We start from the raw sequence: 11840 nt of genomic DNA on the forward strand, positions 1-11840 counted from the left end.
TGCCATCGAACCGCTCTCCGCACCCCCTCCGAGGCGCGCTCCTGTCGCCGTCCCGGGACCGCGCCTCGCGGGCTCGACGGTCCCGTTCGCCTAGACTGGACACCCATCTCACGGAGGGTCCGGGACCGGCGTGCGCGGCTCCGCCCTCCTCCGACATCGACGTCGAAGGAGCCCCGTGGCCTCCGTCACCCAGACCATTCTCCGCATCCCCCAGGCCCGTCTCGCGGGGCACGACGGGGAGCTGATCCTCGACTCCGGGGGAGGCAGGCTCCCCACCGAGGCCGAGAAGGAGCTGCTGGAGTACGGACCCGCGCATGCCGACCGTCGCCCCACCGCGCTGCCCTACCGGCGTCAGGACTTCTACGGGCGCGAGACCATGGAGGTCGAGCACCGGGTGGCGATCCTGGAGAACGGGAGGCTGCGCGCCACCTTCCTCCTGGACCTCGGGGGTCGCCTGTGGAGCATCGTGGACCTGACCACGGGCCGCGAGCTCCTGCACCAGCCCGACGCGATCCGCTTCGCGAACCTGGCGCTCCGCAACGCCTGGTTCGCCGGTGGGGTCGAGTGGAACCTCGGCGTCACCGGACATTGGGGATTGACCTGCGAACCCGTGTGCGCCGGGATCGTGGAGAGTGCGGAGACGGGAGAGGACCCGGTGCTGCGGCTGTGGGCGCATGAGCGCCTGCTCGGCGTGACATGGAGGATCGACGTCTCGCTCCCGGCGGGGTCCGATGCGCTGTACGTGCATGCCCGCCTCACCAATCCCACCGACCAGGACGTCCCGGTGTACTGGTGGAGCAATATCGCGGTGCCGCAATCGGCATCCACCCGGGTGCTGGCCGATGCCGAGTCCGCCTTCCACTTCGGCTACGCCGACGAGCTGCGGCGGGTGGACGTGCCGCTCGCGGACGGCCGTGACCTCGCGCTTCCCGCCCGGCATCCGGGATCGGCCGACTACTTCTTCCTCAGCACCGCCGCCCACCCGTGGATCGCGAGCGTCGAGGAGTCCGGGAGCGGCCTGGGGCAGGCCTCGACCGCTGAGCTCCGGGGCCGCAAGCTGTTCACCTGGGGGGAGGGACGCGGGGGTGAGACCTGGCAGCGGTGGCTCTCCGGCCCCGGCGCCTACGCGGAGATCCAGGCCGGCCTCGCACGGACCCAGCTCGAGCACCTGCGGCTGCCGCCCGGCGAGACCTGGCGCTTCACCGAGAGCTACCGGGCGATCGATATCGGCGAGGCCGCGACCGGGGATTGGGACACGGCCGTGACCGCCGCCGGCGCAGCGGCCGTCGACGCGGCAGCGCTGGCGCATCACCACGAACGGCTGACCTCCCTCGAAGCGCATCCGGTCACGACGCTGCCGCACAGCGAGGCAGCGGGCACGGGGACGATGCCGCGGCGGGCCACCGAGAACGAGGCCGAGGGCTGGGGTGCGCTCGAGGTCGCGGCCGGCCACCGCGACCACGACCCGGCCACCCCCTACGACCCCGCCTCGCTCACGCAGGAGCAGAGGGCCTGGCTGGCCGTCGCCCAGGGCCACGAGCCGCCGTCGATCGTGCAGCGCAGCGCCGTCACCGGTGCGGCGTGGAGGGAGCGGCTGCAGGCCGGGCCGACGGGGTGGTTGCGCGATCTCCTGCTGGGTCATGTCGAGCACGCCGACGGTGCGACCGCGGCGGCCCGGCGCCTCTGGCAGCGGTCCCTGGCGATCCGCGAGACCGCAGATGCGCGCCGGGCCCTGGCCGTGACGTGCGAGGACCCCTCCGAGCAAGCGGAGGGCCTGCTGCGCGCGCATCAGCTGGAGCCGGGCAGGCGCGGGATCGCGATCGAGGCGTTGACCGCCCTGGTGGCCGATGCCCGCCACCAGCAGGCCATGGACCTGGTCCACGGGCTGCCGCCCGAACTGCGCACCCTGCCCCGGGTCCGGTTCCAGGAGGCGCGTGCACGGGTCGGTCTCGGCGACGCCGCGGGCGCCGCCGTCCTTCTGGAGCTGCCCCTCGTGCTCCCCGACCTGCGGGAGGGCGAGGCGAGTCTGGACCGGCTGTGGGACGAGTTCCAGCGACTCACCGGCTCCGCGGAGCCGCTGCCTGCCCACTACGACTTCCGGATGTCGGCTCCCGGGCAGGAGTCCGCGACAGGCACCGCAGAGGAGCCTCGGCAGACGGCGCCGATCGACGGGCACCGATAGAGCACCCCGTGCAGAGCGGCGGCCGCACGGCGCCGCGAACGGGGCTCAACCGCCGGTGCCCGCCTCGGCCGGGAGCGGCCGCAGCGTGAGGGCCAGCCCGATCGCGGCCGTGGTGATCACGCCGCCGAACACGAAGGCCCAGGAAGCACCGTGGGCCTGGGCGGCCTGCACCGACGCGCCGGAGGCGGCGGCGACGGCCGCGCCGAGGGACAGCAGGGCGATGAACACCGCGGTGCCGAGCGCCCCGGCGAGCTGCTGGAGGGTGTTGAGGATCGCCGAGCCGTGACCGTACAGCGACCGCGGCAGCGCCCCCAGCGACAGCGTCAGCAGCGGGGTCATCACCATCGCCATGCCGATGCCCAGCGGGATGTTCAGCGCGATGATCAGGCCCTGGGTGGCGTCCGCGTCGAGCAGCACCACCTCGAGCCAGCTCACGATCGCCATCAGCGCCATGCCCGGCACCACGATCGGGCGGGGGCCCACCCGGTCGTAGAGGGCGCCGACGAACGGGCCCAGCAGGCCCGAGGCCGCCGCACCGGGCAGCATGGTCAGACCGATCTCGAGCGTGCCCATCCCGAGCGCCCCGGTCATGTACAGCGGCAGCGCCACCACCGTGCCGAGCATGGTCGCGAAGCCGATCGTGATCACCAGCACCGAGACGGTGAAGGTGCGCACCCGCAGCGGCCGCAGGTCCAGCAGCGGCTCCTCGCCGCGGGACTGGATGCGCAGCTGACGGAGGGTGAACACCGACAGTGCGAGCACGCCGATCCCGGCGGCCAGCAGCGGGAGCAGGCGGCTGGTGCCGGAGACGATCTGGCTGATCGAGGCGAGCGCGTAGATCAGACCGCCGAAGCCGATCGCGGAGAGCACCACCGACAGCGCGTCCAGCCGCACCTTCTCCGGTGCGGTGTAGTTGCGCATGAAGACCAGCCCGAGGACCAGGGCGACCACGATGATCGGCAGCATGAGCGCGAACAGATAGTGCCAGGAGCGATGCTCGAGGATGAACCCGGACAGGGATGGACCGAGCGCCGGCGCCGCCGAGATCACCACGCCCACCAGGCCCATCACCAGACCGCGGGAGCGGATCGGCACGAGCGCCAGCACGGTGGTCATCAGCAGCGGCAGCACCATCGCGGTGCCGGCGGCCTGCACCACCCGGGCGCCCAGCAGCACCGGGAAGGTCGGCGCGAGCATCGCGGCGACGGTGCCGGCCAGGAACAGGCCCATCGCGAGCATGAACACCTGCCGCACCGCCAGCCGCTTCATGAGGAAGCCGGTGGTGGGGATGACCACCGCCATGGTGAGCAGGAAACCGGTCGCGAGCCACTGCGCGGTGACCGCCGTGATCGACAGGTCCGCCATCAGGGTGGGCAGCGCGACCGAGAGCAGGGTCTCGTTGAGGATCATCACGAAGGCGGAGACCACCAGCACCGCGATGATCGGGGTGACAGTGATGGCTGCGGGGCTGGCGACGACGGTGGTGCGGGGGTCCGCGGCGCCCTCGCGCGGAGCCGTCCCGGCTGCGGGGGAGTCGCCGTCGAGGCTGCCCGGCAGCTCGAGGGCGGGGAGATCTCCGGTGGGGGTGGGGGTGCTCGTGGTCATGGGAGCGCAGTGGTGCTTTCTTCCTCGAGGGACCGGAGGGCCGGGACCCGGGCCCGCACGCGGGTGGGCGCAGCGGTTAGGTCACCTTCCGGTGGCGGCCGACGGACACCATCCGCGGCCTCAGTGATCCTGTCATGCGGGCGGCTCGTCGTCACGGTGAGATGCAACGCGCCGTCACCGGTGCGCATTCCCGTGTCGGCGGGCGCGGCGACCGATGACTCCCGGCGGTGAGCACCGGTCAGCCCCGATGCTGCTGCCACCACAGCGCCGCTTGCACCCGGGAGTCGAGCTCCAGTTTCATCAGCGCATGCGAGAGATGCGACTTCACCGTCGTGACCTCGACGAAGAGCCGCGAGGCGATCTGCTGGTTGGTCAGCCCCTCCGCGACCAGGGCGAGCACATCCTCCTCCCGGCGGGTGAAGCGGGGAGCGGGACCGGGCGGGGCGGGCGGCGCGGCGGCCGCGGGCGCGTCCGTCGCCGGTCCCCGCAGCGCCCCGACCACGGCCCGGGTCGCGGCTGCGGAGAGCACCGCATCGCCGCGGTGCACGTCCCGCACCGCGGCGAGGATCCGCTGCGGGCTCTCGGTTTTCACGAGATACCCGTCGGCCCCGGCCCGGAGCGCCCCGAGCACATAGTCGTCCAGGTCGAATCCGGAGATCACCAGCACGTTCGCGCCGGTCTCGCGCAGCTGCGGGGTGATCTCGATGCCGGTGGCTCCGGGCATGCGCACGTCGGTGAGGACCACGTCCGGCCGGCGCTCGCGGGTCGCGGCCACCGCGGCGCCGCCGTCGGCCGCCTCGGCGACCACGGTGATGTCCGGGGCCGAGCCCAGCAGCGCGACCAGGCCGGAGCGCACGGCCGGATGGTCCTCGGCCACCACCACCCGGATCGGAGGGGTCGGTGTCGCGGCGACGCCGTCGTCGCAGGGCGGGCAGGTCATGGGCGGAGCTCCTCGGCGATACGGTCGGGATCAGGGCGGGCGACCTCGCCGTCGACCCGCAGCGGCAGCCGGGCGAGCATCTGCCAGGTGTCGACCGCCGCACCGTCCGTCGGCGTCGGCGTCGGGGCCGGGGCTGAGATCGCGCTGCCACCGACCGCCGCGGCCCGGTGCGCGATCGCTCCGCGCCCCATCCCGGTGCCGGTCGTGCTCGGTGACGCCCGTCGATTGCGCAGCGAGAATCGCACCTCGGTCGCCTCCACCCGCACCTCCATCGAGAGCGGTGCCTCTCCGTGGCGCACCGCGTTGGTGACGGCCTCGGCACCGATCCGCAGCAGCGCGGCCTGCACCGCAGGCTCCACCTGCCCGGGGTCGCGGAGCGCCGGATCGATGCTGACCTGTGCCTCCGGGTCCCGCCCCCGCAGCCGGGCGGTGAGCGAGGACCAGTCGAGCGTCGCCGAGGGCAGCGCGCCCTGCTCCTCGGTGGAGAGCACCCCGATCATCGAGCGCAGGTCACGCAGCGCCGCATGCGCCGATTCCCGCGCGGTGGTCAGGGAGCCGTCGCGCGCGGACGGGTCCTCGAGGGTCGCGGCGAGGCTGGTGTGCAATGACACGGCGCTGAGATGCCCGGCGACCACATCGTGCAGGTCATGGGCGATGCTGCGCCGCTCGGTCTCCACTGCGCGGGCGGCGCGGGTGGCGGCGAGCTCGTGCTCGAGACCGGCGAGATGCTCGGCGGAGCGTCGGGCCTCGCGGTGATGGCGCACCTCCCAGCCCCACAGCAGCGGGGTCGAGATCAGCAGTGCGGACACCAGCAGGATCAGGAACACGACCTCGCCGGGCGCCCGGGCGAGCAGCCCGGCCAGCACGGCGAGTGCACCGACCGCGGAGGCGATCCAGGTGGTCGCCCGGGCCAGGTGCCGGCTGCCGTGCATGATCGGGACGAACAGCGCCTCGAACAGCAGGAAGTACGCCGCGATCTGCCCACCCGCGATGATCTCGACGAGGCTGAGCGGACCGGCCACCGCGAGCGCGATCACCGGGCGCCGACGTCGCCAGAGCAGGCTCAGACAGGCGGCGAGCATCAGCCCCACCGAGACCTCGCGCGGCCAGGCGCCACCGTGGGCCAGGATGCCGGAGTTCGCGACGCCGGAGACCGCGAGCACCAGCACCAGCAGCACATACATGCCCACCACCAGCAGGTCCCGTCCTGCGGCGGGCGGAGTCGCCGGGCCGGGGCCAGGGGGAGCCGATGCGCGGGACATGCTCCGAGAGTACGGCGGGAGCGTCCCGCGAGCCGGGGGACCCCGCACAGTTCCTCCCCAGGGAGGAGGCCCCGGGGCTCGGCCGACGGGAGCATGGAGGGCATGGAATCGTTGATGGACGCCGCCGGCCCGCTCGGCCTGGTCCTGCTCGCGCTGGTGGACTCCACCTCGATCGGCACCCTGGTGATCCCCGTGATCCTGCTCGTGGTGGGCCGGGGCGGGGCGCTGCGGGTGGCCGGCCGCACCCTGCTCTACCTGGCGGTGATCGGGGTGTTCTACCTGCTGCTGGGCATCGCGCTGCTGGCCGGGCTGCTGCCGCTGATCGGCTCCTTCGGGCATCTGCTGGCCGCCCCGCAGGTGATGCTGGTGCTGGCCGTGGCCGGCGTGCTGCTGATCATCTGGTCCTTCCGCCTGGACCCCAAGTCCGTCGCCAAGCGGGGCGGCGATCCCGAGGCCGCGGCGCGCCGCTGGACCTCCCGTGCCCACCGTGCCTCCGGCCGGCCCTCCCTCCTGATCGGCCTGGCCCTCACGGCGGGCGTCATCGAGGCCGCCTCGATGATCCCGTATCTCGCGGCGATGGGCATCCTCGCCGACATGGAGGTGGGCCTCGCCTCCGGCTCGCTGCTCCTGATCGGCTACTGCGCCGTCATGATCCTGCCCGGCGCGCTGCTGTGCGGAGTGCGGGCCCTGCTCGGCGGCCGGGCCGATGCACTCCTCGACCGCGTCCACGAGTGGGCGGTGAAGAACGCCGCCGGCTCCCTCTCCTGGGTGGTGGGCATCATCGGGGTCCTGATCGCGCTGAACACCGTGGGGCCGGCGCTGGCCTGGCTCACCGGCGGCGCCTCGCCCTGACCGTCCCGGCGGCGGCTCCGGCGCGGAGACCGGCCGGTAGACTCGACCTCGTCGACCATTCGCCGCACGACGCCGCGCGGCAGTTCTCGAGGGGGATACCACGATGACGCGCACGGACCACGAGCCGGGAGCCGCCGCCCCGGCGCCCGCGCATCGCGGGACGGCGACCCTCGCCGACGTCGCCCGCGCCGCCGGGGTCTCCCTCGCCACCGCCTCCTTCGTGCTCTCCGGTCGCGGCACCTCCCGCTCCGCGGGATCGGCCGCCACCAAGGAGAAGGTGCGCGCCGCCGTGGCCGAGCTGGGCTACGTCCCCAATCGCCATGCGCAGGCGATGCGCACCGGGCGCGGCGGCGGCATCGTCATGGCCCTGGGCACGCTGGACGACCCCTGGGGTGTGCAGCTCACCACGAGGGTGCGCGACGACGCGCTGCGCCACGACCTCTCCACGCTGGTCCTGGCTGATGAGCGCTGGTTCGAGTACCTGCTGGGCGCCTCTGCCGACGCAGCCCTCATCACCAGCATCGACTTCGTCGACGACGGCCCGGACCGGGTGCGACGCCTCGCCGCCTCGACCCAGACCGGGATCGTCGCCTTCAGCACCGAGATGCAGCCCGAGGACTTCGATGTGGTCGCCTCCACCCCGACCTCGGCGATCGCCCGCGCCTACTCCCGGCTGCGCGCGCGCCACGACCGGGTGCACCTGCTCGCTCCGGACCTCTCGCGGCGCGTCGGCGGCACCCTGGCGCACCCGCGCACCCGCGCCTTCCTCGACGCGGCGCGGGAGCACGGCGACGGCCCCGCCGAGCAGCTGGTGCACATCGTCCCCGACGGCAGCCGTGAGGCCTTCCTCGCCGGGCTCGACTGGCTCACCGGGCCGGACCGGCCCGGGGCCATCGTCTGCTTCACCGGCTATCAGGCCGTCGCACTGCAGGTCGCGGCCGCACGGGTGGGGCTGCAGGTCCCCGACGATCTGGAGTTCCTCTCGATCGGCGACATCCCCGCCTCCACCGAATTCTTCGGGCCCATCAGCTATTACGGCGTCGACGACGTGTTCGCCCGGCTGTCGGCGATCATCGTGGACCGGGCGGTGGACCGGGAAGGGCGACCCGGCAGCCTGCACACCTTCGACTGGGAGTTCTTCCCCGGCGTCACCACCTGCGAGAGCGACGGAGCACGATGACGACCACCTGGACCCTGCCCGGCCTGCGACTGCGCGATCTCACCCTGCCGGTGCCGCTGGACCATGCCGATCCCACCGGTGCGCAGATCGAGGTGTTCGCGCGTGTGGTCACCGCCGCCGGCGGGGAGGACCGCCCGTACCTCGTCTTCCTGCAGGGCGGCCCCGGCTCCGAGGCCCCGCGCCCGCTCGAGGCCTCCTCACCCGGCTGGCTCACCCGGGCGCTGCGCGAGCACCGGGTGGTGATGCTCGACCAGCGCGGCACCGGCCGCTCCACCCCCGTCGGTCCCGACACCTCGCTGCCCGAGGGGGCGATCCCCGGCGCCGCGACCCTGCGCGCGGCGACCGCCTCGCAGCAGGCGCAGTACCTCACCCATTTCCGGGCCGACGAGATCGTGCGCGATGCCGAGCTGCTGCGCGAGCACCTCGAGGTCGACTCCTGGTCGCTGCTGGGGCAGTCCTTCGGCGGCTTCACCGCCCTGCGCTACCTCAGCGCCGCCGCCGGGAGCGTGGAGAAGGCGCTGTTCACCGGCGGTCTGCCCACGGTCGGGCCCGGTATGGACGAGGTCTACGCCACCACCTGGCAGGGCATGATCGGCCGCAGCGAACGCTACTGGGCCCGTTTCCCGGGTGACCGCGACCGCTTCCGCCGCCTCGCCGAGGCCGCGGACACCGGACGGCTGCGACTCCCGGATGGGCAGCGGGTCGGGGTGGAACGGCTGCGCCGCCTCGGCCACCTGCTGGGCGCCTCCCAGGGCGCCGAGCGTCTCCACTACCTGCTGGACCTCGACCCGGCCGCCCCGGCCTTCGCCCACGACCTCGCCGCGGCGCTGCCCTTCAGCGGGCGCAATCCGCTGTACGCGGTGATCCACGAGAGCTGCTGGGCCGACGGCATCGCCACCCGCTGGGCGGGTGACCGCACCCAGCCGGCCGCGGTGGCGGAGGACCCGACGCTGCTGGCCGGGGAGCACATCCATCAGAGCCTGTTCGCGGAGAATCCCGAGCTGGCTGTGTGGGCCGAGGCGGCGGACCTGCTCGCCGCGCACGAATGGCCGGCGCTGTACGACGCTGGGGCGCTGCGTCGCTGCACCGTCCCGGGCGCCGCCGCGGTCTACTACGACGACGCCTACGTGCCGCGCGGGCACTCGATGGCCACCGCCGCGCTGCTGCCGCGCCTGCGGACCTGGGTCACCAGCGAGTATGAGCACAACGGCCTGCGCGCCAGCGGGCAGGGCGTCCTGGACCACCTGCTCGACCTCGCCACCGGCCGCCGCGCCGCCTGAACGCTCAGGCGTCCACAGCGAGCCGGAACCCCTTGTTCCCGCTGGCGTCCTCGGCCGCGGTGGCGGAGCGGGCGGCGACCCGGTAGCGGTTGCAGTACGAGTCGTGGCACAGGTACGAGCCGCCGCGCATCACCCGCACGTCGCCGGTGAGCGAGTCCGCAGCGCCGGTGGTCCAGACGTCGCTGCACCACTCCCACACGTTGCCCGCCACCTCGTACAGCCCGAACCCGTTGGGCGGGAAGGACCGCACCGGGGCGGTGCCGAGGTGGCCGTCCTCGAGGGTGTTGCGCACCGGGAAGGCGCCCTGCCAGATGTTGCAGCGATGCTCGCCACCCGGGGCCAGCTCCTCACCCCACGCAAAGCGGGCCTGGTCCAGGCCGCCGCGGGCGGCCTTCTCCCACTCCGCCTCCCGGGGCAGCCGCATCCCGCACCAGCGCGCGAACGCCTCGGCATCGCGCAGCGACACGTGCACCACCGGATGCTCGCCGCGCCCGGTGAGATCCGATCCCGGACCTTCCGGGGCGTCCCAGCGCGCTCCCTCGACCGCCCGCCACCACGGCGTGCCCGGCGGCTTGCGGCTCGCCCGGCGCAGCTCCGTGCCCAGCAGCGCACCGAACACGAACGACCACCCGAACTCCTCGGCCTCGGTGACGTACCCGGTCTCGGCCACGAACGCCGCGAACTCGGCATTGGTCACACAGGCGGCGTCGATCCGGAAGGCGGGCACCTCGACCGTGCGCACGGGGGACTCGCCGTCCCCGGGATTGCGGTCCGCGTCCTCGGTGCCCATCCGGAAGCGCCCGGCCGCGATGAGCACGGCCCGCCGGGCACGGGCCCGGACCTCCGCGACCGGTGCGGCGACGGCCAGGAACGGGGGATCCGCTGCGAGGTCCCGAGCGCTCGTGGCATCCCGGTCGCCGTCCGCGGCGTCCATGCCGGCCCGCCCGGCGGCGCAGCAGCTGCCCGTCTCAGCCATCAGCAGTCCTTCCTCGCGGTGAGCGCGCGGCGGCGCCGCGCAGACCACACGGTAGCCCGGTACGTCCCGGTTGCCGAAGGAGAGTCTCGGAACAGGTGGTGACGCAGCGCACATCCCTGTACGGTCGATGATCGTGCGCCGCCCCAGAGGGACCCTCCGGGCGCACACGATCCGACGACGACGACGGAGGTCCCCCGTGAACCAGCCTGCATCCCGACCGACCGCCCGGCAGGACGCCGAGGTCGCCCGCCCCGGGCGCCGCCGCATCCTCGCCTCCCTCGGCGCCCTCCCGGCAGGAGCCGTCCTCGCCTCCGCGGGCGCCGCCGCCGCCGCTCCCGGCGGCAAGTGGAAGGGGAAGGGGAACACCACCCATGGCGACTTCCGCCTCGGCGTGGAGAACCTGCTGGAGCCGGAGACGCTCGAGACCCTGCGCGACGCGCGCGTCGGCCTGATCACGAACCCCACCGGCACCGACCGCGAGTTGCGCTCCACGATCGACCTGCTGGTCGAGGCGGAGGACGCCGGCGGCTTCACGATGGCCGCCCTGTTCGGCCCCGAGCACGGGGTACGCGGTGCCGAGCCGGCCGGCGGCTCCGTGGGCGACTACATCGACGAGAAGACCGGCCTGCCGGTCCGATCCCTCTACGGCGCCACCCAGAAGCCCACCCCGGAGATGATCGCCGACGTGGACGTGCTGATCTTCGACATCCAGGACATCGGCACCCGTTTCTACACCTACATCTGGACCATGTACTACGCGATGGAGGCCGCGGGCGAGAACGGCAAGCGGTTCCTCGTGCTGGACCGCCCGAACCCGCTGGGCGCCGACATCGAGGGCTTCGTGCTCGAGCCGGAGCTGTCGAGCTTCGTGGGGCTGCGCGAGATCCCCCAGACCCATGGCCTCACCGTGGGCGAGCTCGCCCAGCTGTTCAACGGCGAGTTCCTCGACGGTGCCGTCACCCTCGAGGTGATCGCGATGAGCGGCTACGACGCCGATGATCCCGCAGCGGCTGACCTGCCGTGGGTGCTGCCCTCCCCGAACATCCCCACCCCCGATACCGCTGTGGTCTACGCGGGCACGGGCCTGATCGAGTCGCTGAACATCTCCGAGGGGCGCGGCACCACCACGCCCTTCCTCTGGTTCGGCGCCCCGTTCATCACCGAGTCGCAGGTCGCCGCGATCATCGCGGAGCTGCAGGCCGCGGAGCTGCCCGGCGTGCTGTACCGGCCGATGTCCGCGACCCCGATCTCCTCCAAGCACGCCGGCGAGTTCTGCGGCGGCCTGCAGCTGCACGTCACCGACCCGGTCGCCTACGAGCCCGTGCGCACCGGCATCCACGTGCTCGCCGCGCTGCTGCGCACCGTCGAGGAGGTCGACTGGCGCGAGGGCGAGGACTGCCGCACCGAGGAGGACGTCTGCTGGATCGACAAGCTCTCCGGCACCAAGCGCACCCGCGCGATGCTCGAGGCCGGTGACAGCCCCGAAGCGATCGTCGCCGCCTGGGAGCGCGAGGCCCAGCGCTTCTTCGCCACCACCCAGAGCTACCGCCTCTACTGAGCAGG

9 protein-coding genes are annotated in these 11840 nt (G+C 73.3%); 5 read left to right on the forward strand and 4 right to left on the reverse strand.

The features are described from left to right. Window positions 1-175: 175 nt before the first annotated feature. The gene (locus tag ACHUEU_RS11415) at window positions 176-2182 is read left to right on the forward strand and encodes a DUF5107 domain-containing protein (protein ID WP_394216248.1); all 2007 of its coding nucleotides are present in this window, start codon (window positions 176-178) and stop codon (window positions 2180-2182) included. Window positions 2183-2227: 45 nt separating this feature from the next. On the opposite strand, the gene ACHUEU_RS11420 is transcribed toward ACHUEU_RS11415, so the two are convergent. From ACHUEU_RS11420 to ACHUEU_RS11430, 3 genes are all read right to left on the reverse strand, one after another. Then, a complete protein-coding gene (locus ACHUEU_RS11420) occupies window positions 2228-3787 on the reverse strand; it encodes an MDR family MFS transporter (protein WP_394216249.1) in 1560 nt (519 codons plus the stop codon). 238 nt (window positions 3788-4025) lie between these two features. Further along, window positions 4026-4727, reverse strand: coding sequence for a response regulator (locus ACHUEU_RS11425; protein ID WP_394216250.1), 702 nt, complete (start codon window positions 4725-4727; stop codon window positions 4026-4028). Beyond that, a complete protein-coding gene (locus ACHUEU_RS11430) occupies window positions 4724-5989 on the reverse strand; it encodes a sensor histidine kinase (protein WP_394216251.1) in 1266 nt (421 codons plus the stop codon). The genes ACHUEU_RS11425 and ACHUEU_RS11430 overlap by 4 nt, the downstream gene beginning before the upstream one ends. 102 nt (window positions 5990-6091) lie before the next feature. Between ACHUEU_RS11430 and ACHUEU_RS11435 the strand changes: the two genes are divergently transcribed. The 3 genes from ACHUEU_RS11435 to ACHUEU_RS11445 all read left to right on the forward strand — a co-directional run bounded on the left by ACHUEU_RS11435 (window position 6092) and on the right by ACHUEU_RS11445 (window position 9301). Then, a complete protein-coding gene (locus tag ACHUEU_RS11435; RefSeq protein WP_394216252.1) occupies window positions 6092-6841 on the forward strand; it encodes a GAP family protein in 750 nt (249 codons plus the stop codon). 103 nt (window positions 6842-6944) lie between these two features. Further along, window positions 6945-8021 (forward strand): LacI family DNA-binding transcriptional regulator, encoded by a 1077-nt coding sequence (locus ACHUEU_RS11440; RefSeq protein ID WP_394216253.1) that lies wholly within the window; start codon window positions 6945-6947, stop codon window positions 8019-8021. Then, window positions 8018-9301 carry an alpha/beta fold hydrolase gene (locus ACHUEU_RS11445; RefSeq protein WP_394216254.1) on the forward strand — a complete coding sequence of 428 codons (1284 nt, stop codon included), beginning with the start codon at window positions 8018-8020 and terminating at the stop codon, window positions 9299-9301. Before ACHUEU_RS11440 ends, ACHUEU_RS11445 begins: the two co-directional genes overlap by 4 nt. Before the next feature lie 4 nt (window positions 9302-9305). On the opposite strand, the gene ACHUEU_RS11450 is transcribed toward ACHUEU_RS11445, so the two are convergent. After that, window positions 9306-10277 carry a formylglycine-generating enzyme family protein gene (locus ACHUEU_RS11450; RefSeq protein ID WP_394216255.1) on the reverse strand — a complete coding sequence of 324 codons (972 nt, stop codon included), beginning with the start codon at window positions 10275-10277 and terminating at the stop codon, window positions 9306-9308. 196 nt (window positions 10278-10473) lie between these two features. Here ACHUEU_RS11450 and ACHUEU_RS11455 point away from each other — a divergent pair, with 196 nt between their 5' ends. After that, complete coding sequence (locus ACHUEU_RS11455; protein WP_394216256.1) at window positions 10474-11835, forward strand: exo-beta-N-acetylmuramidase NamZ family protein; 1362 nt, start codon at window positions 10474-10476, stop codon at window positions 11833-11835. Window positions 11836-11840: the final 5 nt, after the last annotated feature.

Origin of the sequence: Brachybacterium vulturis, from assembly GCF_043641765.1 — a bacterium.
In the GTDB taxonomy this organism is placed as follows: Bacteria; Actinomycetota; Actinomycetes; order Actinomycetales; family Dermabacteraceae; genus Brachybacterium; species Brachybacterium vulturis_A.

Coding starts and splice junctions, on each gene's coding strand:
- ACHUEU_RS11420 (WP_394216249.1), bottom strand. CDS start 3,787: ATGACCACGAGCACCCCCACCCCCACCGGAGATCTCCCCGCCCTCGAG.
- ACHUEU_RS11425 (WP_394216250.1), bottom strand. CDS start 4,727: ATGACCTGCCCGCCCTGCGACGACGGCGTCGCCGCGACACCGACCCCT.
- ACHUEU_RS11430 (WP_394216251.1), bottom strand. CDS start 5,989: ATGTCCCGCGCATCGGCTCCCCCTGGCCCCGGCCCGGCGACTCCGCCC.
- ACHUEU_RS11435 (WP_394216252.1), top strand. CDS start 6,092: ATGGAATCGTTGATGGACGCCGCCGGCCCGCTCGGCCTGGTCCTGCTC.
- ACHUEU_RS11440 (WP_394216253.1), top strand. CDS start 6,945: ATGACGCGCACGGACCACGAGCCGGGAGCCGCCGCCCCGGCGCCCGCG.
- ACHUEU_RS11445 (WP_394216254.1), top strand. CDS start 8,018: ATGACGACCACCTGGACCCTGCCCGGCCTGCGACTGCGCGATCTCACC.
- ACHUEU_RS11450 (WP_394216255.1), bottom strand. CDS start 10,277: ATGGCTGAGACGGGCAGCTGCTGCGCCGCCGGGCGGGCCGGCATGGAC.